This is a genomic window from Halomonas profundus, assembly GCF_020865425.1.
GTDB lineage: Bacteria > Pseudomonadota > Gammaproteobacteria > Pseudomonadales > Halomonadaceae > Vreelandella > Vreelandella titanicae.
Window position 1 is genome coordinate 3,094,307 of sequence record NZ_CP086344.1, and the last position, 25,784, is coordinate 3,120,090.

Annotated in this window: 18 protein-coding genes and 3 rRNA genes; 7 read left to right on the forward strand and 14 right to left on the reverse strand. The window is 53.5% G+C overall.

Annotation, left to right across the window (positions count from 1 at the left end; genetic code table 11):
* Nucleotides 1–1,539, reverse strand: coding sequence for a fatty acyl-CoA synthetase (locus LMS44_RS14120; protein WP_498945448.1), 1,539 nt, complete (start codon nucleotides 1,537–1,539; stop codon nucleotides 1–3).
* A 176-nt stretch (nucleotides 1,540–1,715) separates the two neighbouring features.
* Nucleotides 1,716–2,969 (reverse strand): ABC transporter substrate-binding protein, encoded by a 1,254-nt coding sequence (locus tag LMS44_RS14125; protein ID WP_190373006.1) that lies wholly within the window; start codon nucleotides 2,967–2,969, stop codon nucleotides 1,716–1,718.
* Nucleotides 2,970–3,211: 242 nt separating this feature from the next.
* Here LMS44_RS14125 and LMS44_RS14130 point away from each other — a divergent pair, with 242 nt between their 5' ends.
* Both LMS44_RS14130 and LMS44_RS14135 read left to right on the forward strand, forming a co-directional pair.
* Nucleotides 3,212–4,063 (forward strand): TatD family hydrolase, encoded by an 852-nt coding sequence (locus LMS44_RS14130; RefSeq protein WP_190373005.1) that lies wholly within the window; start codon nucleotides 3,212–3,214, stop codon nucleotides 4,061–4,063.
* A 13-nt stretch (nucleotides 4,064–4,076) separates the two neighbouring features.
* Nucleotides 4,077–4,556, forward strand: a complete 480-nt coding sequence (locus LMS44_RS14135; RefSeq protein ID WP_022522953.1) for a hypothetical protein — start codon at nucleotides 4,077–4,079, stop codon at nucleotides 4,554–4,556.
* Here the strand turns inward: LMS44_RS14135 and LMS44_RS14140 are convergent.
* Nucleotides 4,553–5,137: an elongation factor P hydroxylase gene (locus LMS44_RS14140; protein WP_027958879.1), complete on the reverse strand. Its 585-nt coding sequence runs from the start codon at nucleotides 5,135–5,137 to the stop codon at nucleotides 4,553–4,555. The two genes, LMS44_RS14135 and LMS44_RS14140, sit on opposite strands and share 4 nt — an antisense overlap.
* A gap of 137 nt (nucleotides 5,138–5,274) precedes the next feature.
* On the opposite strand from LMS44_RS14140, the gene LMS44_RS14145 reads away from it, so the two are divergent.
* The 3 genes from LMS44_RS14145 to LMS44_RS14155 all read left to right on the forward strand — a co-directional run bounded on the left by LMS44_RS14145 (nucleotide 5,275) and on the right by LMS44_RS14155 (nucleotide 8,487).
* The gene (locus LMS44_RS14145) at nucleotides 5,275–6,690 is read left to right on the forward strand and encodes an MATE family efflux transporter (RefSeq protein ID WP_041159550.1); all 1,416 of its coding nucleotides are present in this window, start codon (nucleotides 5,275–5,277) and stop codon (nucleotides 6,688–6,690) included.
* 2 nt (nucleotides 6,691–6,692) lie between these two features.
* Nucleotides 6,693–7,682 carry a DUF3080 family protein gene (locus tag LMS44_RS14150; protein ID WP_498945451.1) on the forward strand — a complete coding sequence of 330 codons (990 nt, stop codon included), beginning with the start codon at nucleotides 6,693–6,695 and terminating at the stop codon, nucleotides 7,680–7,682.
* A gap of 109 nt (nucleotides 7,683–7,791) precedes the next feature.
* The gene (locus LMS44_RS14155; RefSeq protein WP_009288633.1) at nucleotides 7,792–8,487 is read left to right on the forward strand and encodes a hypothetical protein; all 696 of its coding nucleotides are present in this window, start codon (nucleotides 7,792–7,794) and stop codon (nucleotides 8,485–8,487) included.
* A gap of 115 nt (nucleotides 8,488–8,602) precedes the next feature.
* On the opposite strand, the gene tusA is transcribed toward LMS44_RS14155, so the two are convergent.
* Nucleotides 8,603–8,857 (reverse strand): sulfurtransferase TusA, encoded by a 255-nt coding sequence (gene tusA, locus LMS44_RS14160; RefSeq protein ID WP_022522949.1) that lies wholly within the window; start codon nucleotides 8,855–8,857, stop codon nucleotides 8,603–8,605.
* A gap of 29 nt (nucleotides 8,858–8,886) precedes the next feature.
* Here tusA and LMS44_RS14165 point away from each other — a divergent pair, with 29 nt between their 5' ends.
* Nucleotides 8,887–9,174 (forward strand): antibiotic biosynthesis monooxygenase family protein, encoded by a 288-nt coding sequence (locus tag LMS44_RS14165; protein WP_022522948.1) that lies wholly within the window; start codon nucleotides 8,887–8,889, stop codon nucleotides 9,172–9,174.
* Between the two features lie 18 nt (nucleotides 9,175–9,192).
* On the opposite strand, the gene rlmM is transcribed toward LMS44_RS14165, so the two are convergent.
* From rlmM to LMS44_RS14205, 8 genes are all read right to left on the reverse strand, one after another.
* Entirely contained in the window at nucleotides 9,193–10,263 is a 1,071-nt protein-coding gene (gene rlmM / locus LMS44_RS14170; RefSeq protein WP_400675201.1) for a 23S rRNA (cytidine(2498)-2'-O)-methyltransferase RlmM, read from the reverse strand.
* 310 nt (nucleotides 10,264–10,573) lie between these two features.
* Nucleotides 10,574–10,689, reverse strand: a 5S ribosomal RNA gene (gene rrf / locus LMS44_RS14175).
* A gap of 153 nt (nucleotides 10,690–10,842) precedes the next feature.
* Nucleotides 10,843–13,732: ribosomal RNA gene (locus tag LMS44_RS14180) — 23S ribosomal RNA — on the reverse strand.
* A 309-nt stretch (nucleotides 13,733–14,041) separates the two neighbouring features.
* A 16S ribosomal RNA gene (locus LMS44_RS14185) occupies nucleotides 14,042–15,574 on the reverse strand.
* Together the 16S, 23S and 5S rRNA genes form the textbook arrangement of a ribosomal RNA operon.
* A 577-nt stretch (nucleotides 15,575–16,151) precedes the next feature.
* Nucleotides 16,152–17,957 carry an acyl-CoA dehydrogenase C-terminal domain-containing protein gene (locus tag LMS44_RS14190; RefSeq protein WP_027958464.1) on the reverse strand — a complete coding sequence of 602 codons (1,806 nt, stop codon included), beginning with the start codon at nucleotides 17,955–17,957 and terminating at the stop codon, nucleotides 16,152–16,154.
* A 247-nt stretch (nucleotides 17,958–18,204) separates the two neighbouring features.
* On the reverse strand, nucleotides 18,205–18,972 hold the full coding sequence (locus tag LMS44_RS14195; RefSeq protein WP_022522939.1) for an SDR family NAD(P)-dependent oxidoreductase: 768 nt from the start codon (nucleotides 18,970–18,972) through the stop codon (nucleotides 18,205–18,207).
* A 99-nt stretch (nucleotides 18,973–19,071) separates the two neighbouring features.
* Nucleotides 19,072–20,742 (reverse strand): acyl-CoA synthetase family protein, encoded by a 1,671-nt coding sequence (locus tag LMS44_RS14200; protein ID WP_498945455.1) that lies wholly within the window; start codon nucleotides 20,740–20,742, stop codon nucleotides 19,072–19,074.
* 186 nt (nucleotides 20,743–20,928) lie between these two features.
* Nucleotides 20,929–21,498, reverse strand: coding sequence for a TetR/AcrR family transcriptional regulator (locus LMS44_RS14205; RefSeq protein ID WP_035537983.1), 570 nt, complete (start codon nucleotides 21,496–21,498; stop codon nucleotides 20,929–20,931).
* A 125-nt stretch (nucleotides 21,499–21,623) separates the two neighbouring features.
* On the opposite strand from LMS44_RS14205, the gene LMS44_RS14210 reads away from it, so the two are divergent.
* Nucleotides 21,624–22,811, forward strand: coding sequence for an acetyl-CoA C-acyltransferase (locus LMS44_RS14210; RefSeq protein WP_022522936.1), 1,188 nt, complete (start codon nucleotides 21,624–21,626; stop codon nucleotides 22,809–22,811).
* Nucleotides 22,812–22,858: 47 nt separating this feature from the next.
* On the opposite strand, the gene LMS44_RS14215 is transcribed toward LMS44_RS14210, so the two are convergent.
* Nucleotides 22,859–23,920 (reverse strand): transporter permease, encoded by a 1,062-nt coding sequence (locus LMS44_RS14215; RefSeq protein WP_498945457.1) that lies wholly within the window; start codon nucleotides 23,918–23,920, stop codon nucleotides 22,859–22,861.
* A 155-nt stretch (nucleotides 23,921–24,075) separates the two neighbouring features.
* The gene (locus tag LMS44_RS14220) at nucleotides 24,076–25,776 is read right to left on the reverse strand and encodes a methyl-accepting chemotaxis protein (protein ID WP_009288029.1); all 1,701 of its coding nucleotides are present in this window, start codon (nucleotides 25,774–25,776) and stop codon (nucleotides 24,076–24,078) included.
* Nucleotides 25,777–25,784: the final 8 nt, after the last annotated feature.

Here is a 25,784-nt window from a genome sequence, read left to right on the forward strand (position 1 = left end):
TCACCCCTTGAGGTCTTGACGTAGATGGCGCTTGAGAATTTTGCCTGCGGTACTCTTGGGTAGCGCATCGGCAAAGAGGATGCGCTTAGGTACTTTATAAGGCGCCATCAACGTTTTTGCATGATGGATCAGTTCCTCCTCGCTTGCCTCTTGACCCTCTTTCAGTACCACCACTGCCGTAATGGCTTCGATCCACTTCTCATCCGGCTGGCCGATCACCGCCACTTCGGATACCGCCGGGTGCTTGAATAGCCCCTCCTCTACTTCACGGCTAGCCACCAGCACGCCGCCGGTATTGATCACATCCTTGATACGGTCAACAACGTATAAATAGCCCGCTTCATCGAAGTAGCCCACGTCCCCGGAGTGGAACCAACCACCCTGGAAGGCTTCTTCAGTCATCGCCGGTTTATCCCAGTACCCGTTCATAAGCTGAGGTGAGCGGTGGACGATTTCGCCATGCTCGCCGGGTGGGACGTCATTCATATCGAGATCGACGATGCGGGTTTCCACCGTCAGAATCGGCCGCCCAGCGGACGCTGGGCGCTCGGCGTGCTCTTCAGGGCGCAGCACGGTCGCCAAGGGAGCAATTTCGCTCTGTCCATAACAGTTATAGAGCCTTACGCCCGGTATACGCTGCTGGAGCTCCTCCAGTACCGGCACCGGCATAATCGAGGCACCGTAATAGGCTTTGTGGAGGGCGCCAAGGTCAAAGCGATCAAATTCAGCGTGGCGCAGTAGGCTGATCCAGACCGTGGGCGGGGCAAAAAATGACGCGATCTGGTGATTAGCTATGGCGCTTAAGCACAGCTCGGGAAGCGGCGCCTCTAGCAAATAGACAGGCGCACCGAGCAACAGCGCTGGCATCAGAAAGACGTGCATTTGTGCTGAGTGGTAAAGCGGCAGCGCGGCGAGCATGGCGTCGCTGCCTTTGATATCCAGTTCAACCATGCACATCAGCGCCTGATGGGTCATCATCGCGGCCTTCGGCGCGGCGGTGGTGCCCGAGGTATAGAGCAACTGAGCAAGGCTGGCACCGTCGACCGTCACATTGGGCTCTTCACTATTGGATCCTGACGTAGCATGAGCGAGTACATCAAAGCTTGCTGCATCCTGCCCCTGATCCGCGTGCAGGGTTCCCATCAGGGCTAGATCCAAGCCTTCGGTCGCGACACTCACTTTGTCGGCGAGGCTGATATCGCTGAGCAAACCCGTTGTCCCAGACTGGTCAAGGATATAGCGCAGCTCATCGCTGCTTAAGGCAAAATTGATCGGCACATGTACCAAACCCGCTTTAGCAGCGGCTAGCCAGGCGATGACATAGGTATCGGAGTTTTTGCCATATACCGCCAGCCGGTCACCTGGCGAAAGCCCAGCTGCCAGCAAGCCATTGGCTACGCGGTTGGCTGCCTGGTTGAGCGCTTGATAGCGCCATTGGCGCTCGCCAAATACCAGCGCCAGCTGGTGTGAGTATTTTCGAGCGCTGCGGTTTAAAGCAGCCCCGATACTGTTTTGCTGAATAACCGACGTTTCCGGCATGCCAAATCCTCTGAGTTGTTATTAGCAGAGACTTAAGGAGCCTCTGATTAGCGTAATGAGCGAAGGCCAGACAAGGCAAAAATCAACGAAAAAGCGGAGTTTACGGGTTGTAAATGAGCATTTTGAGACGATTTTTAACGCCGTATGGCCGAGCGCAATAGTTAATCAGAGGTTTCTTAACTGTTTACCAACGGGCAGACACTCTCTGAAAGCGGACGGAAGGCCTCTTCTGCAGGGATGGTGCGAATAACATGAAAGAGATCATCCTCATCTTGCGACTCTTCAGGTGTTTTCACTTCTACTAAATACATATCGTGAACCATGCGGCCATCCTCACGGATGTAGCCACCGGTGGCGAAAATGTCGTTGATGGGGGTATCGGCCATTTGCTGACGAACGGTTTGAGTGTCATCAGTACCGGTGGCTTCAATCGCTTCAAGGTAGTGGCGAGTACTGGAGTAGAGACCCGCATGTACCATGGTGGGCATGCTGCCGGTACGCTCACGGAAGCGCTCCGCCCATGCGCGGGTTTCATCGTTTAAATCGTAGTACCATGCTTTGGTGAACTGCAGCCCCTGAGCGTTCTCTAAGCCAATGCTGCGTATCTCGGTACTAAACAGCACCATTCCCGCCAGAATCTGCCCTGCCTGGGTAATGCCGAATTCCCCTGCTGTCTGCACCGCGTTGATTGTATCGCCACCAGCGTTATTCAGCGCGATGACATCAGCGCCAGAGGCTTGCGCCTGAAGCATAAAGGAGGAGAAGTCACTACTGGGGAAAGGGTGGCGAGCGCTGCCTACGATAGTGCCGCCATTTTCAGTCACTACGCGCGTGACGTCGGCCTCCAGTGCGTGACCAAAAGAGTAGTCAGCGCTTAACAGATACCAATTTTTGTGGCCCTCATCAGTAATCGCCTTTGCCGTACCGTTGGACATCGCCCAGGTGTCATAAACCCAGTGAATATGATTGGGCGAACAGTGCTCGTTGGTAATGCTTGAAGAGACAGCGCCATTGACCAGCCCAAGTTTATCCGCCTCTTCCAGCAGGCTCACCGCCGCCAGAGTGACAGAAGATGCCACCAGCCCGGTGACCATATCGACGTTGCGCTCATCGATCCACTCACGCACGACGCTTGAGCCTACATCCGGGCTATTACGGTCATCGGCGCTAAACACCACAATATTGGCCCCATTGACACTGCCGCCCATATCTTCAATCGCCATATGGATAGCGTCTTCGCCCAACGGGCCAATGGGGTCGCGATAAACGCCGGACATATCGGCTAAATAGCCAATACGGATTTCGTTATCAGAGATACCCTCAGCAGCGACGGTAGTTGGCACATAGCAGGCCACCAGAATGGCAGCGGCGAGAGTGGAAGTAGCAAAGCGGTAAGATGCACGATGAGATGAACGATAAGATTGTTGCATAATTATGTGACTCTCTTTTGTTGTTATTAAAGGGTGTTATTGAATCAATCGTAGTGACGTAGCACGTAATAGCTTGCGTTCATCTTAGGCGGTAATAAGCCCTAGCTGTTTACCTATCGAGCCAGATTTTTTGCAATTCGTGCCATTTCCTTGCGCTCACCTTCTTCAATACACCATTAGTCGATGCTCGCGCATGCCGTTACAATGAATGGTGCCTTTGTATAATTGAACGGGAGAGACCTTTGGCCACTGCTGATGCCGATGACTTTTTACCCGAAGCACTACAGTTTCGGCCTAGCGCTCCTTTGGTGGATATCGGCGCTAACTTGACCCATGAAAGCTTCGAGCGTGATCTTGAGGCGGTTATCCAGCGCGCCCAGGCGGCGCAGGTAACGACCATGATCGTTACTGGCACCGACCTTACCCACGCCAAGCAAGCGGTTGCCCTGGCCAAGCAGTATCCTGGCCTCTACGCCACGGCGGGAGTGCACCCCCATGATGCCAGTCGCTGGGATAAGAACCTTGAACATGCCATGGCGGCCCTGCATGCCATGCCGGAAGTGGTCGCCGTAGGCGAGTGTGGTTTGGATTTTAATCGCAACTTTTCGACGCCCAAGGAGCAGGAGCGTGCCCTTGAAGCGCAGCTGGCTCTCGCAGTAGAAAGCGGTTTGCCGCTGTTTTTACATGAACGAGATGCTGGCCAGCGTATGCGCGAAATCCTGCATGCGTGGCGAGACGACATCAGCCACGCGGTGGTGCACTGTTTTACCGCTGACCGCGATACGCTGTTTGGTTATCTCGACCTAGACTTACATATAGGGTTGACGGGTTGGATTTGCGACGAGCGGCGCGGTCATCACCTGCGCCCATTGGTAAGCGATATACCCTTAGAGCGCTTGATGGTAGAAACCGACTGCCCTTATCTGTTACCCCGTAACCTACCGGCGAAATTAAAGGGTCGCCGACACGAACCGGCGTTGCTACCGTGGATTGTCCGCGAGATCGCCCAGTGGCATGGTATTAGCGAAACAGAGCTAGGTGCGGCAACCACACAGACCGCCCAGCGTTTTTTCCGTCTTCCCACGGAATCTTAAAAGGAGTATTAGCGTGGCCGATTATCCAGGGTTTATAGCCATTGAAACAGGCGAAGACGATGGGCTCCCGCTAGCCATTGCCTGGTCGCTCCCCGATGGCCGGGTGAAGCAAACATTGATTCAGCCGGACGATAGCTGGATCAAAGAGGATACCAATGCCATGGGCGCTTACAGCATGGAAGAGCTGGAGAGCTTAGGGGTTAGTCCGCTTGAGGTAATTCGCGAGCTTGAGAACGACCACTTCTCCGCCACGCTGTATACCAGCGACAATGGCGACGACGAAGCGGCACTAGCGCGCCTTTTTGACACCTACGGGCTTGATCCTTTTGTTGAGCTAGCCCCAGCGTCGGTGCTCTACCCTTCACTTACCCCAGGCGAATGGCACCGCCAACGGCGCGAAACGTTCAGCGAGCTGGGTTTAGAGCCGATGCGCCCAGAGCATGAGCTGGAAGTGATGCTATCGATGCATCAGCGCCTGACCGAAGAGGATTAAGCCGGCAGCGCTTTATCCATTTTATCCAACGTGGCATGCGCCTGTGCCACGGCTTCCGCTAGCGTCGCCTGGTCAGAGTAGAAGCGTTTAAGCGCCACCTGGAAGGCGTTTGCGCGGGCTGGAAAGCCCTCCTTCAAGTAGCGCTGGGCGCGGGCCTCCACTCGCGCTGCAAATGCCTCTATATCTACCTCTATATCGCCGCCTAGATTGTCCACGCTGACATGAAACACGCGACCACAGGCACGGGTGAAGATAGACTCCAACGCCTGTGGCGCAATCTCAGCCTGCTCAAACGCTTTTTGCTGTTCAGCATCGCGCCCATCAGGGCAGTACCAGTAGCCGTAATCCTCTTGTTGGCGCCGCTGTGCTCCCGCAATACACCAATGGCTGATTTCGTGCAGCGCACTGGCATAGTAACCCCGCGCAAAGATAACCTGATGATAAGGGGTTTCACTGTTAGCGGGCCGATAGAGAGGCTCATCCCCGCCCCGAATCAACCGGGTTTGATACCGCTCAGCAAAAATCCCGTCAAAAAGCGCGGTAATATCCTCGAGCGTCCATCGCTCCTGCCTGTCACTCACATTGACCTCGTTTGATACTGGTTTTGGGGCATTATACCCACACGATTAATACAAGCTAACGGCTAACCCCAAAAGTGAGTCGCTCCTGCTAATATAGCGGCCTTTCACAGCAACTTTTCCCCTTCAGGAGCCAACAAGTGGGCGGCTTTACTCAGCAAATTAAATCGGTTTACTGGCCAGAAACACGAATGTTAATGCACTTGGCACTGCCTATTTGCGGTGCTCAGTTGGCTCAGGCAGGGATGAGTGTCGTCGACGTTATGATGACCGGTCGGCATGACGCCACCTCACTTGCCGCTGTATCGGTGGGCTCGAGCCTGTGGATGCCACTCATGCTATTTATGACGGGCACTTTAATGGGGCTTACCCCAATTGTGGCGCATTTGCTGGGTGGGAAGCGCAATGAGGCTATTCGTCCAGCCGTTCATCAGGCGCTTTGGGTCGCGCTGCTACTAGGCGCTATCGCGGCTGTGCTGCTTTGGTCGGCTATCATGCCGATATTTGAATTAATGAGTGTACCCCCAGCGGTCGCCAGCCAGTCTGCCGCCTATCTGTCAGCCGTCGCCTTTGGCATGCCGGGGATCGCCCTATTTCAGGCGCTTAGAGCGTTTTCAGATGGTATGAATCATACCCGCCCGGCGCTATGGATCAGCTTGGTCGGTTTAAGCGTGAACATTCCTGCCAACTACCTCTTGATCTACGGCGGCGATGGTTTAGTTGATCTATTTGGCGCCTGGGTTCCCACTAGTCTGCAACAGTTACCTGCCTTGGGCGCTTTTGGCTGCGGCATTGCGACGGCGCTCTCCATGTGGACGATGGCACTCGCGATGGCCTACTACACGCGCAGGGGAAGTACTTATAAAAGCGTTGCGATTTGGCAAAAACTGACACCGCCCCAGTGGCTAGGTATACGTGAATTAGTGGTGGTGGGCGTTCCCATTGGCGTAGCCATTTTTGTTGAAGTGACTCTGTTCACACTCATTGCGCTCTTCATTGCCAGCTTTGGTGAAGTCACGGTGGGAGCTCACCAAATAGCGCTAAGTTTCACCTCCATTCTGTTTATGCTGCCCCTGTCGCTGAGTATGGCACTGACCGTACGAGTGGGTAATACGCTGGGTCAGCAGCGCTTAGCACTAGCCCGTAAAGTCGCTTGGAATGGAATTGTCATCAGCGTCATCATTGCCGCTATTAACAGCCTCGTACTGTGGGTTAGCGCCGAGCCGGTAATCGCACTTTACACCTCCAATAGTGAGATACAGGCGCTAGCGCTCTCGATCATTGCTTTAGCCGTTATTTTTCAGCTCTCAGACTCGTTACAGGTCAATTTAGCGGGTGCTTTACGCGGCTATAAAGATACCCGCATTGTGATGGTGATTACGGTGCTCTCCTACTGGATTGTAGGCTTGGGTGGCGGCCACTGGCTGGGCTCCTATGGAGTGGGCGAGGTCGCCCCGCTAGGTGTTCATGGCTACTGGATTGGGTTGATTGCGGGCTTGAGCACCGCAGCACTGCTACTTGGCTGGCGTTTACAGCGTATTAGCATTCGGGAGTAAACATGGCTCGATGGAGAAACTTTTCTCTAGCTATCATCCTAAGCGCCCTCCTGTCTGGCTGTGGGGACAACCCCGCTGAGCAGCAGTGGCAGCGTTATCATCAGCAACTCGCCAATGACCTTGCACTATCAAACATTCAAAGAGCTGACCCGGGTAATATTGGCGACTTCCCTGAGCGCCCCGATCGAATTATAGATATCCCCGAAACCCGGGACAGCCTGTTGAATGTATACGCGCTACGCGAATGCCAAATCACGTCGCTAGTCGCTGCACGTAACAATCAACTGGGGCGTGTAGCACCGCCTAGCCAACAGTGGCTATATGAGCGCACTCTATGGCAGCGGCTAAGCACCTGCTTAAATAGCGAAGTTCCCGAGCAGTTAAGCGATGAAGATAGAACGCGCCTAAACCGATTAACCACGACTAAAACGACACAGTTACCCGCGGTAAGCTGGAACGCTATTTTTGATTCCAGCGAGTGGGTTAAAAGCTTCTCACGAGCAAGCCAGCCTTTATCTAACATCGATGAAACTACTATTGCTGGCCAGCTTGAAGCGATCGATTACTTGCAGCAAATGACGGATCACCAGTTTGACCTCGACTGGCAGCAGGACTCTTCAACCCTTGAAAACCATTTGAAAACCCTGCAAGAGCGGCCATTGACCGCTGAGGTGTTGCGCGCCCTGCTACTCGCCACTCAACGCTTAACAGAAGCGGATGCATTGTTAGCTCGGCAGAGTGATACCACACGTTGCTTAAGCCGTTGGGAATCGCCGTCGCTTGAGCGCTTGGAGAACGCTGCCCAGCAATGGCTAACAGCGATCAATCGCTTAATTGACGCACAGCAGGTAGGCAAGCCAATAGCGATTCAACGCTACCAGGAACGCTGGCTTTCGCTGGATAATGCCCAAGCGCCCTGGGGCCAGTTTCAGCAAGCGCTCTCTGAGCATCAAGCGCTGCGAGCTCGCTTTCCAACTTGTTCAGATAATTAAAAAGCGCAGAACCCTTAACCTTATGAGCAAGTTGTGCTATTTGTGGATATGAGAGGCAAATGAATCAGCTTTGCCAATCTGATGACCACGCAGCATAAGGAGGGACACAATGGGCGCATCCTTGTCACCCCGCTCTGCCCAGGTCATCGACCTGGAAACTGTGCGCCAGCGTCAGCAGGCGCAAAAGTGCCTTGTCCGTTTAGCCCCTGAGCTAGATGGCTTAGAGATGGTGTACCAGCTCGCTGCGAGTCCCGACGCCTACTATGGCTTACCTATTTTGGCCTGGGGGTTAAGAGAGGACGGTAGCGTCATCGGTTTGGTGCCGTGGATGGAAAGCCTGGCAGCCTGCCATGATCTGAACAGCCAGGAAAATGGCTACTTCGTAGGTTATCGCGATCCTGAAACGGAAGAAATTTTTGATACGCCACCGGATCACAAATACCACGAGCTAGTTGCGGCGGCTGAATACTTTGATTATGAGGCTTCTGGCGAAGTCACCCTTATTCAGCAAATCCCCGACACTCTGGGCACCCACGCGCTGTGCATGAATCACCCCGATTCACCCTGGCATATGAAGCCCGTTTACGGTTGGCGTCTCTACAGCGACGGTAGCCTTGACGCGCTCCTTGCCGACGAGAACAAAGCGGCTATGACACCGATTTTGTTAGGGGATGAATGCCTGTACAGCGCTCACGCCCGCCATCAGACCGTTTACTTTTTCCAGCGTCATATCGCCAACCGTATCCTGGAAGAAGATCCAGCGACGCTTGATGCGCTAGCCATGATGGTTGTGGCCAGTGATTAATCGAGTGCCTTAATGTCGCTTTGTGAGCGAGGCCAACATCAACGATTTTGATTTGAGCCTCGCATGGCTTTTCGGGCTATTTCGAAGGGCTATTTCGAAGGGCTATCTCAAAAGGTTATGCTAAACGAATAAAGTAGAGGTAGTTGCTCTCAGAGACGGTGTGCTGCTCTAGCAGCTCGTGCCCTAAAAACTGACAAAACTTGGGCACATCTCGCGTGGTGGCTGGATCTGTGGCAATCACTTTGAGCACTTGGCCTGGGGTCATGTCGCGCACTTTGTTATGCATCAGCATAATCGGCTCTGGGCAGTAGAGTCCTGTGGTGTCCAATACCGCATCAACGTTGGGTAACGTACCCGTATTATCAGCCATCAATATCCTCGATGTAGGAAACAGAAAGTATGATTAAAGTTATCATCGAACGGCGAATTATGCCCGGTCTTGAAGAAGAATTTGAGCAAGCAGCGCGAGAGGCAATGCGCGTTTCTCTAGGCGTAAGGGGCTTTATCAGTGGTGAAACATTGGTAGAACTGGGTCATACCGATCGCCGACTGATGATTACCAAATGGCGTGACCTCCGCGCTTGGAAGGAGTGGCACTCAAGCGAAGCGCGGGCAATGGCCATGCAGCGTATTTTACCGCTGTTAACCGAAGATGAAACTATCCGGATTTACGAGCCAAGCTATTAAACATGGGTTTCACTAGCATTAATCCCTAAGCCTTACATGCACCGTTACCTCTTCCCTATCGTGATAGAGGTGACGGCATGATACGTTGGCATGCACACCCGCTTTTTCCAGCGACTCTTCCAACGCCGTTAGACAACGAGTTACCTCATCCCAGCGCTTTTTCATGGGCAACTTGAGGTTAAAGATCGCCTCTTTGCACCATTTACGAATCAGCCACCGCTCCACCATGGCTAGCACTCTCACTGGTTTATCAACAATGTCGCAGACCAGCCAGTCTAAGCGCTGTGGTGGCTCCCAGGTAAAGCCATCCTCTTTGAGATGATCAATCTGCCCAGTCTTCATCAACTGTGATTCCATCGGGCCATTATCGATGGCATACACGTACATGCCGCGCTGAACCAACTGCCACGTCCAACCTCCTGGAGCGGCCCCTAAGTCAGCTGCCTGCATATGCGGTGCTAGCCGCACATCCCATTCATCCCTAGGAATAAACTCGTGCCACGCCTCTTCCAACTTCAGCGTTGAGCGGCTGGGCGCACGGGAGGGGAAGCGCAGCCGCCGAATACCATTAATCAAATCACTACGATTGCCTGGGAAGCTCATCGCCAACTGCACTTGATCACCGTCAGTCCAGAAAATATGTAAACGTCGTGCGCCCGCGCTGCGCCTTAACGCACCACGTTTTTTCAACATACTTTCCAGCGGCTTGGTAAGCGCCTTAATCAGCCCGGCCAGTGCTTTGCCATCGTTGGTATCCGGCGTTTCATGCCAAATCTCTTCAAAGCTCCAACGGCTGGCTTTGACCTGTTCCAAGATAGCGGTAAGACGGTCGTCACGTGAAAGAGTGAGCGCAGGTAAAGCCGCTAAGCTCTGGCGCGCGAAAATCAGATTTTTAAACGCTGCCTGGCGGTGTAAATCATTTACCGCTTCACCATCAACACGCGTTAAGCTTACCCACCCCTCACCATAAGATGACTCACAGGCGATGCCCTGTAATGCTGCGTGATGCTGTAGCTCTGCCAACGCATCACTCTCAAACCCAGGACGGCAGTAAACTAACCATGACGTAGGTACCGTTTCACTCACCACTTCACCTCGATTCCGCCCATCACAAACGGTGATGGCTGGCTAATTAATTGGGGCGCATCATAGCATTTATCTAGCTGAGGCGTGAGGCGTGAGGCGTGAGGCGTGAGGCGTGAGGCGTGAGGCGTGAGGCGTGAGGCGTGAGGCGTGAGGCGTGAGGCGTGAGGCGTGAGGCGTGAGGCGTGAGGCGGAACAGGATATTGGGGAGACCCCCATTCACCAACGTTTTCTACTCACGATTCACGACTTACCCTTCACCCAACACAAAAAAAATCCCCCAAGGCATCAGCCCTGGGGGATTTTTCAAATAAGTGCCTGACGATGACCTACTCTCGCATGGGGAGACCCCACACTACCATCGGCGCTAAGCGGTTTCACTTCTGAGTTCGGCAAGGGATCAGGTGGTTCACGCATGCTATGGTCGTCAGGCGTAACTGTTAATGTACATCATGCTGACTAGCGTTTTTGCTATCTTGTGATCGTCTCATCGCCTGCCGCCCTGGCGTTATGTCGCTTGGGCCACACGCTGCGTATCCGGTTTTCATTGACGTCATCATTACGACCAGACCCCTTGGGTGTTATAGGGTCAAGCCTCACGGGCCATTAGTACACGTTAGCTCAACGCCTTGCAGCGCTTCCACACCGTGCCTATCAACCAGCTGGTCTCGCTGGGCCCTTCAGGAGGCTCTAGGCCTCAGGGATGTCTCATCTTGAAGGGGGCTTCCCGCTTAGATGCTTTCAGCGGTTATCCCGTCCGACCATAGCTACCCGGCAATGCCACTGGCGTGACAACCGGAACACCAGAGGGTCGTCCACTCCGGTCCTCTCGTACTAGGAGCAGCCCTTCTCAAACATCCAACGCCCACGGCAGATAGGGACCGAACTGTCTCACGACGTTCTAAACCCAGCTCGCGTACCACTTTAAATGGCGAACAGCCATACCCTTGGGACCGACTTCAGCCCCAGGATGTGATGAGCCGACATCGAGGTGCCAAACACCGCCGTCGATGTGAACTCTTGGGCGGTATCAGCCTGTTATCCCCGGAGTACCTTTTATCCGTTGAGCGATGGCCCTTCCATACAGAACCACCGGATCACTAGAACCTGCTTTCGCACCTGCTCGACGTGTCTGTCTCGCAGTCAAGCACCCTTATGCTCTTGCACTCAATGCACGATGTCCGACCGTGCTGAGGGTACCTTCGTGCTCCTCCGTTACTCTTTAGGAGGAGACCGCCCCAGTCAAACTACCCACCACACACTGTCCTCGATCCGGATAACGGACCTGAGTGAGAACGCCAATGATGCCAGGCTGGTATTTCAAGGTTGGCTCCCTCCGAACTGGCGTCCAGAGTTCTAAGCCTCCCAGCTATCCTACACAGGCAACATCAGCGTCCAGTGTGAAGCTATAGTAAAGGTTCACGGGGTCTTTCCGTCTAGCCGCGGGTACACCGCATCTTCACGGCGATTTCAATTTCACTGAGTCTCGGGTGGAGACAGCGTGGCCATCATTACGCCATTCGTGCAGGTCGGAACTTACCCGACAAGGAATTTCGCTACCTTAGGACCGTTATAGTTACGGCCGCCGTTTACCGGGGCTTCAATCAAGAGCTTCGCCTTGCGGCTAACACCATCATTTAACCTTCCGGCACCGGGCAGGCGTCACACCCTATACGTCCGCTTGCGCGTTAGCAGAGTGCTGTGTTTTTAATAAACAGTTGCAGCCACCTGGTATCTTCGACCGGTTCGGGCTAGGAGAGCAAGTCTCTTCACCCTATGCCGGCGTGCCTTCTCCCGAAGTTACGGCACCATTTTGCCTAGTTCCTTCACCCGAGTTCTCTCAAGCGCCTTGGGATTCTCACCCTGACCACCTGTGTCGGTTTGGGGTACGGTCGCACATGATCTGAAGCTTAGAGGCTTTTCCTGGAAGCGTGGCATCAGTGACTTCCTGACCGTGGTCAGTTCGTCTCGTGTCTCGGCTTTAAGACCCCGGATTTACCTAAGGTCTCGGCCTACTCACTTTCACCAGGACTACCAACGCCTGGCTCACCTAGCCTTCTTCGTCCCCCCATCGCAACCATGTCCGGTACGGGAATATTGACCCGTTTCCCATCGACTACGCCTTTCGGCCTCGCCTTAGGGGCCGACTCACTCTGCTCCGATTAGCGTCGAACAGAAACCCTTGGTCTTCCGGCGAGGGCGTTTTTCACGCCCTTTATCGTTACTCATGTCAGCATTCGCACTCGTGATACCTCCAGCGAACTTCTCAATTCACCTTCATTGGCTTACACGACGCTCCTCTACCGCTCATCCTAATGGATGAACCCGTAGCTTCGGTACCTGGTTTAGCCCCGTTACATCTTCCGCGCAGGCCGACTCGACTAGTGAGCTATTACGCTTTCTTTAAAGGATGGCTGCTTCTAAGCCAACCTCCTAGCTGTCTGAGCCTTCCCACATCGTTTCCCACTTAACCAGGATTTCGGGACCTTAGCTGACGGTCTGGGTTGTTTCCCTTTTCACGACGGACGTTAGCACCCGCCGTGTGTCTCCCACGCGCTACTCACCGGTATTCGGAGTTTGCCTCGGGTTGGTAAGTCGGGATGACCCCCTAGCCGAAACAGTGCTCTACCCCCGGCGGTACTACGTGAGGCGCTACCTAAATAGCTTTCGAGGAGAACCAGCTATCTCCGAGCTTGATTAGCCTTTCACTCCGATCCACAAGTCATCCAAATCTTTTTCAACAGATCCTGGTTCGGGCCTCCAATTGATGTTACTCAATCTTCACCCTGCTCATGGATAGATCGCTCGGTTTCGGGTCTATATCCAGCGACTGTGTCGCCCAGTTAAGACTCGGTTTCCCTACGGCTCCCCTATACGGTTAACCTCGCCACTGAATATAAGTCGCTGACCCATTATACAAAAGGTACGCCGTCACCCAACAAGTGGGCTCCGACTGCTTGTACGCACACGGTTTCAGGATCTATTTCACTCCCCTCTCCGGGGTTCTTTTCGCCTTTCCCTCACGGTACTGGTTCACTATCGGTCAGCCAGGAGTATTTAGCCTTGGAGGATGGTCCCCCCGTCTTCAGTCAAGGTTTCTCGTGCCCCGACCTACTCGATTTCACATGATCAGATTTTCGACTACGGGGCTATCACCCGCTACGGCCACGCTTCCCAGCGTGTTCGCCTAATCAGTCTCATGCTTAAGGGCTGGTCCCCGTTCGCTCGCCGCTACTAGGGGAATCTCGGTTGATTTCTTTTCCTCAGGGTACTTAGATGTTTCAGTTCCCCTGGTTCGCCTCGTACACCTATGTATTCAGTGCACGATACTCATCTTGTGATGAGTGGGTTTCCCCATTCAGAGATGTCCGGGTCACAGGTTGTTGCCACCTCACCGAACCTTATCGCAGGCTACCACGTCTTTCATCGCCTCTGGCTGCCTAGGCATCCACCGTGTGCGCTTCATTGCTTAACCCTATAACCCGAAGGAGTCTGGCATCTCGCAATGATCACGTTTCATTTTGCCGGATACGCTTGAGACGTATCACAATTTAAGACCACTTCTTGCGAAGTGTTCTTGTCAGCATGATATACATTGTTAAAGAGCGACTGCTATAAGCAGTGATAAGCGTTCTTTCATATTAAAAAAGAAAAAGATCTTTAAGACCTTAAAAGCTATTTTTTCTTTTTAACGTGAAAAAAACAGAGCCACTTATCACTGCGTATCAACAGTATTCTGATCAGGTAATTCATTGTGGACGCTTACTAACTGTGACGCATCGTTTAAGGAGGTGATCCAGCCGCAGGTTCCCCTACGGCTACCTTGTTACGACTTCACCCCAGTCATGAACCACACCGTGGTGATCGCCCTCTTGCGTTAGGCTAACCACTTCTGGTGCAGTCCACTCCCATGGTGTGACGGGCGGTGTGTACAAGGCCCGGGAACGTATTCACCGTGACATTCTGATTCACGATTACTAGCGATTCCGACTTCACGGAGTCGAGTTGCAGACTCCGATCCGGACTGAGACCGGCTTTAAGGGATTCGCTGACTCTCGCGAGCTCGCAGCCCTTTGTACCGGCCATTGTAGCACGTGTGTAGCCCTACCCGTAAGGGCCATGATGACTTGACGTCGTCCCCACCTTCCTCCGGTTTGTCACCGGCAGTCTCCTTAGAGTTCCCGACATTACTCGCTGGCAAATAAGGACAAGGGTTGCGCTCGTTACGGGACTTAACCCAACATTTCACAACACGAGCTGACGACAGCCATGCAGCACCTGTCTTACAGTTCCCGAAGGCACACCAGAATCTCTTCCGGCTTCTGTAGATGTCAAGGGTAGGTAAGGTTCTTCGCGTTGCATCGAATTAAACCACATGCTCCACCGCTTGTGCGGGCCCCCGTCAATTCATTTGAGTTTTAACCTTGCGGCCGTACTCCCCAGGCGGTCGACTTATCGCGTTAACTTCGCCACAAAGTGCTCTAGGCACCCAACGGCTGGTCGACATCGTTTACGGCGTGGACTACCAGGGTATCTAATCCTGTTTGCTACCCACGCTTTCGCACCTCAGTGTCAGTGTCAGTCCAGAAGGCCGCCTTCGCCACTGGTATTCCTCCCGATCTCTACGCATTTCACCGCTACACCGGGAATTCTACCTTCCTCTCCTGCACTCTAGCCTGACAGTTCCGGATGCCGTTCCCAGGTTGAGCCCGGGGCTTTCACAACCGGCTTATCAAGCCACCTACGCGCGCTTTACGCCCAGTAATTCCGATTAACGCTTGCACCCTCCGTATTACCGCGGCTGCTGGCACGGAGTTAGCCGGTGCTTCTTCTGCGAGTGATGTCTTTCCTACCGGGTATTAACCGATAGGCGTTCTTCCTCGCTGAAAGTGCTTTACAACCCGAGGGCCTTCTTCACACACGCGGCATGGCTGGATCAGGGTTGCCCCCATTGTCCAATATTCCCCACTGCTGCCTCCCGTAGGAGTTCGGGCCGTGTCTCAGTCCCGATGTGGCTGATCATCCTCTCAGACCAGCTACGGATCGTTGCCTTGGTAAGCCATTACCTTACCAACTAGCTAATCCGACATAGGCTCATCCAATAGCGGGAGCCGGAGCCCCCTTTCTCCCGTAGGACGTATGCGGTATTAGCCTGGGTTTCCCCAGGTTATCCCCCACTATCGGGCAGATTCCTATGCATTACTCACCCGTCCGCCGCTCGTCAGCGGGTAGCAAGCTACCCCTGTTACCGCTCGACTTGCATGTGTTAGGCCTGCCGCCAGCGTTCAATCTGAGCCATGATCAAACTCTTCAGTTTAAGATCTATGTGATCCTTACATGTCACCCGAGGGCAACAAAAGCGGATCAAACTTGGCTCAAGGTTCAAACGAATTCATTCAAAACAGATCTCAAAGGACGAATCCTTTAAAACCTTAATTGCTTGAGTCGCTTGCCTTGATATTCGGTGATTTGTCACCAACATCAGCAAGCGCCCACATGAATTACCTGATCAAATTGTTAAAGAGCTGTTTCGCTGTGGTGGCTAGCTAATAAACCAACTGGTCCACACGGCTTGCCGTTGAACTGGCTTGCCTCAGCGAGGAAGGCGTATTCTACGCATTTCCTGGTGGTTGTCAAGGGCGTTGTTTTCGATGTAAAACTAACCACACCTAAAACCGCTAACTCATTGACAAACCGAAGCTTTTACACTTCATTCACCGCTGGTAACGCTTGGCGTCCCCGGCAGCGGATGCGTACTTTAAGGCCTGACTAATAAGATAGCAAGTAAAAGAAGTTATTGCGTATAAAAAAGCGGCAGAAGGCTACCCTTCTGCCGCAAACCACCGATCAGAACGCCTGATCAGAGAGTGCTCTTTTCACATTTTAGCCGTTAATTAAATTTCAAATCCCAGACCAAAATCTTCGCTGGAGATGGCCATCAGGCTTGCAGCACCTGCTTGTATCATCTGCGCATGGGCCTTGGTACGCGGCAATAGACGCTGATAATAGAAGCGAGCAGTATTCAATTTTGCAGCGTAGAAGGCCTTATCGTCACCTTCTAAAGAAATAGACGCCTGTTTGGCCGCGCGTGCAAATAGGTACGCCAGGGTGACATAGCCTGAATACATTAGGTAATCAACACTCGCCGCACCTACTTCCTCGCGGTCTTGCATTGCCTTCATCCCCACGCCCATGGTCAGTTCGCCCCACTCTGCATTCAGCTTGGCGAGCGGCCCAACAAACTCTTTGAGTGCAGGGTTGTCGGCTTCAGCTTTACAGAACTTATGGATCTCTTTGGTGAATACCTTCAGCGATTCACCCTGACTCATTAGTACTTTACGGCCTAGCAGATCAAGCGCCTGGATACCGGTAGTACCTTCATAGAGTCGAGTAATGCGAGCATCGCGCACCAATTGCTCCATGCCCCACTCTTTAATGAAGCCATGACCACCGTAGATCTGTACGCCCTCGTTAGTGCTTTCAAAACCAACTTCGGTCAGGAAGGCTTTAACAATAGGCGTTAGCAAGCCAAGTAGGGTTTCAGCGTGATCTCGCTCTTCACCCGGCTCACCATGCTCCACCAAATCGAGCATTTGCGCGGTATAAAGCACCAACATACGCCCGCCTTCGGCGAAGGCTTTCTGGGTCAGCAGCATGCGGCGCACATCAGGGTGGACGATAATCGGATCAGCGGGCTTTTCAGGAGCCTGTTTGCCCGATAAGCCGCGCATCTGTAACCGGTCACGGGCATAGCTCAATGAATTCTGGAAACTGGCTTCAATCAACCCCAGCCCTTGAATCCCCACCCCAAGACGCGCAGCGTTCATCATGGTGAACATGCACGCCAGCCCTTTATTGGGCGGCCCTACCAAGTAGCCGGTTGCGTCGTCGAAGTTCATCACACAGGTGGCATTACCATGAATGCCCATTTTGTGCTCGAGCGAACCGCAGGTGACGCCATTACGCTCACCCACATTACCTTGGGCATCGGGCAAGAACTTAGGCACTACAAATAGCGAAATACCTTTAGAACCTTCCGGTGCGCCAGGCAGTTTTGCCAATACCAGGTGGACAATGTTTTCAGCCAGATTATGCTCACCGGCCGAGATAAAGATTTTGGTGCCAGTAATCGCATAGGCATCGCCATCAGCGGGCACTGCTCGCGTCTTGATCAATCCTAGGTCAGTGCCGCAGTGCGGTTCAGTTAGGCACATAGTGCCCGTCCATACCCCTTCTACCAGCTTGGTGAGATACGTCGCCTTCTGCTCATCGGTGCCATGATGGCGAAGTGCGTCTGCCGCACCATGAGAGAGCCCTGGGTACATGCCCCACGCCAAGTTAGTGGCGCAGATCATTTCCGACAACAGCATCGCCAATGAAGGCGGCAGCCCTTGACCACCATGAGCAGGATCGGCGGCCAGACTCGGCCACCCCCCCTCTACGTACTGCTGGTAGGCCTCTTTGAAACCGTTAGGCGCTTTGACCTCGCCCCCTTCCAGTAGGCACCCTTCTTCATCGCCACTCTGATTGATCGGCAGCAGTACATCGCGGGCGAAGCGTGCCCCCTCTTCCAAAATAGCGCTGACAACATCTGGCGATGCATCGTCACCGCTTGGCAGGCGCGCGTAGTGAGCGGGGTAGTCAAGCATCTCGTCCATAACGAAACGCATATCACGAATAGGGGCCTGATAGCTGGGCATCACACTTCTCCTAAGAAAGGGGGGGGGTTGAAAGCCAAGCAACTCTTAATAGCAGAGAGCTTTCAAACACATGTTTGAAAATTAGCGCGGGCGCCCCTCAGAGTCAAGCGAGCGTTTGAATTTAGCCCAAAAACACTCTAGAACTTTGGTCGCCCAACCAGTAAACCCCTGGTGCAAATAATAAAAAAACTCGCCAACCAAAAGCCGACGAGTCGTTTTATTTTTCTTTTACCTACTGGCCATCTAGTTACTGCATGCGAATGCCACCGTCTAAGCGGATCAGTTCGCCATTGAGCATGGGGTTGGTAATAATCTGCTCGGCTAATTGAGCAAACTCATCTGGCTTACCTAAACGCTTAGGAAAAGGTACCGCCGCCGCTAGTGCCTGGGCCGCCTCGTCAGGAATTTCACTCATCATCGGCGTTTCAAATACGCCAGGGGCGATGGCCATCACCCGAATAGCATGGCGCGACAATTCCCGCGCCGCTGGCAAGCTCATACCCACAACACCCGCTTTAGAGGCACTATAAGCACACTGGCCTACCTGCCCATCAAAAGCAGCAATGGACGCAGTATTAATAATCACCCCGCGCTCACCACTCTCATTCGGCGCGTTTTTAGCCATGGCGGCAGCCGCAAGGCGCATGACGTTAAAAGTGCCGACCAGATTGATATTGATCGTTTTCATATAGCTTTCTAAATCAGCCGGGTTGCCTTCACGATCAACCAGCTTGGCCACGCTAACCACACCCGCGCAGTGAACTACGCCTGAAAGCCCGTGCTCGCCACCCAGCGCTACCGCCGCATCTACGGCCTGCTGCATCTGTTCGCCTGACGTAATATCCGCCAGAATGGCGCGTGCGCTTGCCCCCAGCTGCTGGGCATGGGCATTGACACTGTCGTTTAAGTCGCATAACACGACGCGAGCGCCTGCAGCGACTAAGCGCTCAGCGGTAGCCGCCCCAAGACCAGAGGCAGCCCCGGTAATTAAAAAGGTACTCTCCTTAACCTGCATTTCCGTATCCCTTTGGTCGTTATGTATGGTTGCTATATATCGTGGTGGGTTTATTCACTCGCTTTTTTATTCATTTGATTTGGCTACTCACTTGATGGGCTATTGACTTGCTTTGGCTTCTTCTACTGCCTGGGCACGTAATTTAAAGCGCTGAATCTTGCCGCTGGGGGTTTTAGGCAATTCATCGACAAACTCAATAATGCGCGGAAAAGCGTGGGTCGAAAGCCGCTCACGCACTCGCTGTTTGATTTCATCAGCCAGCTCGTCACTGGCTTCATAGCCTTCGCGGAGCACGATATACGACTTGATCACCTCGCCGCGGATCTCATCAGGCTGCCCCACTGCCGCCGATTCGGCGACTGCAGGATGCGTCATCACACTATTTTCAACGTCCGTTGGCCCCACCCGATAACCCGCGGTGGTAATAATATCGTCATCACGCCCGGCAAATTGAAAGGTACCGTCTTCATTGCGGATAACCACATCGCCCGTCAGGTAATAGCCTTCCACAAAGGGATTCTTCTCTTGCCAGGTGTAGCCCTGGAAGAAGTGTGCCGGGGAGTTCTTGATATCGACGGCGAGGACACCAGGCTCCCCGGCAGGCAGCTCTTTATACTCCACGTCCAAAATTGCCAGTCGATAACCCGGCATCGGCACGCCCATTGCGCCCACATGCTTGAGATGGTCAAGGGCATGGTGGTTATTGCACGTCATGCCGGTTTCGGTCTGGCCGTAGTGATCCATAACCGGGCATCCCAACGACTTCTCAACCCAGGTCACTACTTCAGTATTTAGAGGTTCGCCCGCCGAGCTAGCCGCACGCAGCTCAAGCGTTTCATGGGCGTCATCAAATAGCCCTGACGCTTTCATTAGGCGGTAAGCGGTCGGCGCGGCAGCAAAATTGGTAATGTGGTGGCGCTTCATAAACGCCAGCGCCCCCTCGGCGCTAAATCCTGCCTCACAAAAATGCGTCGTCACACCAAGCAGTAAAGGCCCGGCAATCGCATAGTAGAGACCATAAGCCCAACCGGGATCGGCCATATTCCAGAAGCGGTCATCGTCACGCAGATCAATGGCCAGCTCCATATAGATCGCAAAAGCGGTCATCCCTGCCAGTGGAACGGCAACGCCTTTCGGCTTGCCCACGGTGCCAGAGGTAAACATTTGCAGAAATGGTGCTTCAGGCGCAAGCCTCGGCGGCTTGTCGCTCATTGACGTATGCGTCAACGCCGCCTGCCAGTCGTGATCATCGGCATGCTCACTGGTCGCCCCGCCCACCGCCAGTACCGGAGGGCATTGGCTAAGGCCATCGAATTTATAGCGGTTAGCGTGATCAGTAATCACCAACTTGGTGCCTGCACGCCCTAGCCGATAGTCCACCGCATCGGGGCCAAAGGCGGTAAACAGCGGCTGGTAGACCGCCCCAATACGCCAAGTGGCGAGCACTGCAATCAATAGCTGTGGTGACCGCGGCAGCATGCAGGCAATGCGGTCGCCTATACCCAACCCCTGGGATTTAAACCACCCTGCCAACTTTGCGCTTTGCTCGTCTAGCTCGGCGTAGCTCAAGGTATGCATATCACCTTGAGAGTCCTCTTGAACCAGCGCCAGCACATCGCCGCGGCCAGCGCGCACATGACGACCACAGCAGGCCTCAAAGGCATTTAGCAGGCCGTCCCGGTGGTCATCCAGACGGGCAAGAACGCGATCAACGGAAAAGTTATCGAGGTAGTGGTAATAGTCGGGCAGTGATTGTGATGTCGCTGTCATGATGGCTCTCTTGTGTTATTGGAAATGAGCTCGTAGTGAGAATAACCGCAAGCAGTGTTGTTATATTTATCCGTTGACGTTAACGTAAGCTAAAAGATAATAGCAACGCTAAAAGCAAACGACTCAGAGAGCAAGCACTGATATAAGCTGTAGCGTTAGACGTTGGTCGAGGCTGTTGTCAGAGTATTAAGCAGAGGTGGGCATAATCATGGCAACCAGCTCGTCAGCGAGGTCATCAGGCGAGCGTGGCCCGCTGGGGTCGTACCAGCGCACTGTCCAGTTCAGCGCCCCCAAAACAAAACGCGAGACAAGAAAGCGGTCGCCATGGATCAAGCCAGCTTCCAACGCATCGTCGATAACAGCGACCCACAGCGCCTCGTAAGCGTCACGCAAGTGGCTCAAATGAGCACTGGCCGCTGGGTCGAGTCGGCGCCACTCAAAGAGTGCCACCACATGGGCATTGCGATCGGTAAAGAGGGTTTCAAGATGGGCACGTGCCATAGCGCGCAGCCGAACTTCAGGCTCTGCAGCGCACTCGTCCAGCGCTTTTCGCGCAATCATCAAGGCATTTTGAGTGCCTTCTTCAATGACCGCAGCGAGGATTTCCTGCTTATCTTTAAAATGATGAAACAAGCTACCGGACTTAATACCCATTTCCTGCGCCAGCATTCGCACGGTCGTGCGATCAAAGCCCTCTTGGACGAATAGCTGAGCAGCGAGGCGCGTCAGTTCCTTGCGGCGAGGGGATGCATTCATTACATTCATGTCATTTACACTAGCGCTTGCTTGGTTACTCTGGAGAGAACCACAGCACCGCCTACGGGTCAACGTATCACCCACTACTCGTTATGATAATCATAATAAACTGAAGGAGATTGGCCATGAGCAACCCCACCGATGTTGTATTTCTCGCCGCCAAACGCACGCCGATGGGCGGCATGATGGGCAGCCTTGCAAGCATGACAGCGCCACAGCTTGGCGCAGTCGCCATCAAAGCGGCCATTGAAGAGGCGGGAATTGACCCAGCCCTGATCACCGAAGGCATTATGGGCTGTGTACTGCCCGCTGGTGTTAAGCAGGGCCCTGCGCGGCAAGCAATGCGCCAAGCGGGCATTCCTGATGCCAATGGCGCCACCACTATTAACAAGCTGTGCGGCTCGGGGATGAAAGCCACCATGCTTGCCCACGATTTAATCAAAGCGGGCAGTGGCGATATTTTGCTGGCTGGCGGCATGGAGTCCATGTCTAACGCCCCCCACGTGCTTACCAAGGCGCGGGGCGGCTATCGGCTGGGGCACGGCGAGCTTAAAGACCATATGTTTTTGGATGGGCTGGAAGACGCCGAAACGGGCAAACTAATGGGCGTGTTTGCCCAGGATGTGGCTACTGAGCGAGGCTACACGCGGGAGCGCCTGGATGATTTTGCTATTGCGTCCCTTGAGCGCGCCATGGCCGCCACCAACTCAGGCCACCTAAGCGCAGAGATCGCACCGGTGATGGTCACCTCTCGCCAGGGCGAAACCCTTGTCGAACACGATGAGCAGCCCTTCCAAGCTAAGCTCGACAAAATCCGCCAGTTGCGCCCCGCTTTTGCCAAAGACGGTACGATTACTGCCGCCAACGCCAGCTCAATTTCCGACGGCGCTTCGGCACTTATCTTGGCGAGTCAGGAAGCTGCAGATCAACAAGGTATTAAGCCGCTAGCGCGTATGCTAGGCCACACGACTCACTCGCGACACCCTAGTGAGTTCACCATCGCGCCAGTGGGTGCGATTGAAAAGCTGATGAAAAAGCTCGATTGGGGCGTGAATGACGTAGACCTATTCGAGATTAACGAAGCCTTTGCGGTGGTGACACTGATGGCCATGGATGACTTGGGCCTGCCCCACGACAAAGTCAATGTGTTTGGCGGCGCCTGCGCCCAAGGCCACCCGATTGGCTCTACCGGCTCACGCATCATCGCTACGCTAATTCATGCCCTACGTACCAAAGGCGGCAAACGCGGTATTGCCAGCTTATGCATTGGCGGTGGCGAAGCAACGGCTGTCGCCGTCGAGCTAGTTGATTAAGCTGCGCTATTACAAAATATAGCCTTTTGTGAAGCGCCCTGACCCTATTACCGCGCCAGGGCGCTGAGCCATACGGCGGCAAACAACCACCCCAGCCCCAACATGGGGAGCGACCAGCAATGAAACTCCTTCCAAATCCCAGGCTGGCGTGCCAAACGTAGCGCGATTAAATTCGCCATTGAGCCTACCGCCAAACCAAAGCCACCCACGCTAACGCCCCAAGCCAGCGGCTGCCACTCACTCTGCTGGGCAAGCAGTAGGGTCGCTGGCACGTTGGATACGACCTGTGAAAGGAGTACGCCAGCACTAACATCGCCACCCGGCCACTGGCGCATTGAATGTATAAACTGCTGAACAACGCTCAGCTCACCGATGACACTTAGATTTACGAACATCAATACAAACACTATCAGCAGTAGCCAATCAATACTGAATACCGCCCGTCGAGCCACCCATAGCATCGAAAGCAAAACGCCAGCCAGCGCCGATAGCACCCACCCCATGTCTACCGCGACCAGAAAAAGTGGATAGCCAATAAGCGCCGCCCATAACGGCGCCTTTCGGCGCTCAGCCGTCATCGCAGAAACTGCTTCCAAGTGTATTGACGCTTTCGGAAATGCCAAGGGAACAAAAAGTAAGAGCAACAGCATCAAGCCCACCCCAAGCGGCAACATTACCCATAAAAAGTCGCCGAAGCGAATGCCTGAAAGCTGCCATAAATAGAGATTTTGCGGATTACCAATCGGGCTCAGCGATGAGCCTGCATTCACAGCCAGCGCCTCAAACACAATCAAGCGTTCAATCGGCAGTGTTGCCATTCCCGCCAGACTAAGCGTCAGTGGTACCACAATAAACAGCGCCACATCGTTAGTGACTATCGCCGAGAGAAGCCCCGAAAACAGAATCAAACCGACCGCAAGTCGGCGCTCACCACGCAGTAGAGCTAATAACTGACGACCCCAGAGCGTTAAATAACCACTCAGTTCTAACGCGCGACTGAGCAGCATTAGGCCGGTTAATACTACAAGGGTTGTCCAGTGAACCCGGTCAGCCATTTCACTCAGTGGTTGAGGCTCCAGCCAACACAAAACGACCCATAGGGTACTCATTGAGAGCAGCATAGGGTCGTTCAGAAAACGCTGAAAAAACAAGCTAAAGGGTGTCACTAACCACTTTGTTGCTAACACGCTACATGACGCTCAGAGAAAATCGCATGATAGCGTTGTAAGCTCAGGAGTAAAGCTAAATTCCTTCATCCAGAATGCTAAGCCGAAGCCAATAATCCCGCCTGACGACGGGCTTGCTCATGGTCATCCGGTAAGGCGCCCTCTTGATGACTGAGCTGCTCCCATTCGGGATAGTCAGTTTGATTTTTATCAATACCAGACAAGCCTGGTTCAATGGCACTCTCCAACACACTAAATTGACCGGCATATTCACGCATCTGCAAAGCTTCTTGGGACAGCACCTCCGCGCTCTGGGCCGCCTGATTGACTAAGCGCATGGTGTCTTGGGTAGTGGTATCGATCTGAGCAACCGCGTGGTTGACCTCCTCAATGCCTCGCCGCTGCTCTTCAGAGGCATGGGTGATTTGCGTCATCAGCGTGTCCACATTCCTCGCTGCTTGCATGATCGCCCGTGTATGTTCACCAGCCTGCTGAGACAATATGCTGCCTTGCTGGACGCTCGCACTCGACGCTTCAATGCGTGAGCGAATATCACTGGCGGCACTGGCACTGCGCGTTGCCAGTGCACGCACCTCATTGGCGACCACCGCAAACCCACGCCCGTGCTCACCGGCACGCGCGGCTTCAACCGAGGCATTGAGCGCTAAAATATTGGTTTGGAAAGCAATACTTTCAATCATGCGAATAATGCTTTGAATCTCTTCGGAGTGACTATTTATCGCCTCCATGGTGGCGATAAACTGGGTAATCACCTCATCACCCTGCTGCGCTTTTTGAGACACATCTGCCGTTGACTGGTTAACATGCGCCGCACTTTCAGCATTCTGATTCACCGTGGCGGTTAGCTGTTCCAAGCTCGCTGCCATTTGCTGCAAAGCTGACACTTGAGTGTCGGTTTGGCTCGCCAAAAGCTGGTTCTGCTCAGTCATCTCCTGACTATTGCTATATACCTGCTGGCTGCTCGTATTAAGACGATTAACCGTGGCCGTCAGCGAGTGCTGCATCTTATCCAGCTCACTAAATAGCTGACCAATTTCGTTACTTGAGTGCGCCGTTACTGGCGCCGACAGGTCACCGTTAGCAATGCGCTGGAAGTGCCCAGTGATTTTCTTCAATGGGCGAAGCACATTTTTACGCACGCCCCATACCACTACCGTCACTACCAACAGCGCAGCGCCAAGCGCTGTAATCACTCCCCAAAAAAGTAGCGATGAAACCTGCTCAAAGCGCATAAGCAAGGTGTTACCCCGCTGAGTGGAAGCGCCAATAAAAGCCTCAGCGCTTGCCACAAAGTGCTCGCTACTATCATCCACTCGCGACTCACCCGAGAAAAAGCCTGATATGTCGCGCTCTTCAAGCATCATCATCTGAAGATTGAGATTATTGTTAACAAATGATTGAAAGTTCGAAGCTAACTGTTCGACAAACGACTGCTGATCCTGATCAAAATCACTCGCTGTAAATTGAGTGAAGTTCTCGGACGCCTCATCAAGCAACCGCTGGGCTTCTTCTATCAGAGGGTCAGGTCGATCAAACGAAGGGGTACGAATTAACTCCGCTGCACGGTTCATCTGAATACGCGCACGCAACAGCTGGGTATAGGCGCTATTGAGCTGACTAATTTGTGCCATGTCCCGTTCATGAAGCGACGTAAATGCCTCACGGCCAAAATGGTTGGCGAACAAACCCAGTGCGCCAATGACGACGACCAGGCCGCTAAAGGCCACTAATACAAGCGTCCAACTTGCCTTGACGCTTAAGTTATTAATCCATTTCATCTCGACCC

Bases quoted from the DNA above. Each gene is read 5' to 3' on its own strand.
- LMS44_RS14120 (WP_498945448.1), bottom strand. From the start codon at position 1,539: ATGCCGGAAACGTCGGTTATTCAGCAAAACAGTATCGGGGCTGCTTTA.
- LMS44_RS14125 (WP_190373006.1), bottom strand. From the start codon at position 2,969: ATGCAACAATCTTATCGTTCATCTCATCGTGCATCTTACCGCTTTGCT.
- LMS44_RS14150 (WP_498945451.1), top strand. From the start codon at position 6,693: ATGGCTCGATGGAGAAACTTTTCTCTAGCTATCATCCTAAGCGCCCTC.
- LMS44_RS14155 (WP_009288633.1), top strand. From the start codon at position 7,792: ATGGGCGCATCCTTGTCACCCCGCTCTGCCCAGGTCATCGACCTGGAA.
- tusA (WP_022522949.1), bottom strand. From the start codon at position 8,857: ATGGCTGATAATACGGGTACGTTACCCAACGTTGATGCGGTATTGGAC.
- LMS44_RS14165 (WP_022522948.1), top strand. From the start codon at position 8,887: ATGATTAAAGTTATCATCGAACGGCGAATTATGCCCGGTCTTGAAGAA.
- LMS44_RS14190 (WP_027958464.1), bottom strand. From the start codon at position 17,957: ATGCCCAGCTATCAGGCCCCTATTCGTGATATGCGTTTCGTTATGGAC.
- LMS44_RS14195 (WP_022522939.1), bottom strand. From the start codon at position 18,972: ATGCAGGTTAAGGAGAGTACCTTTTTAATTACCGGGGCTGCCTCTGGT.
- LMS44_RS14200 (WP_498945455.1), bottom strand. From the start codon at position 20,742: ATGACAGCGACATCACAATCACTGCCCGACTATTACCACTACCTCGAT.
- LMS44_RS14205 (WP_035537983.1), bottom strand. From the start codon at position 21,498: ATGAATGCATCCCCTCGCCGCAAGGAACTGACGCGCCTCGCTGCTCAG.
- LMS44_RS14210 (WP_022522936.1), top strand. From the start codon at position 21,624: ATGAGCAACCCCACCGATGTTGTATTTCTCGCCGCCAAACGCACGCCG.
- LMS44_RS14215 (WP_498945457.1), bottom strand. From the start codon at position 23,920: ATGAGTACCCTATGGGTCGTTTTGTGTTGGCTGGAGCCTCAACCACTG.
- LMS44_RS14220 (WP_009288029.1), bottom strand. From the start codon at position 25,776: ATGAAATGGATTAATAACTTAAGCGTCAAGGCAAGTTGGACGCTTGTA.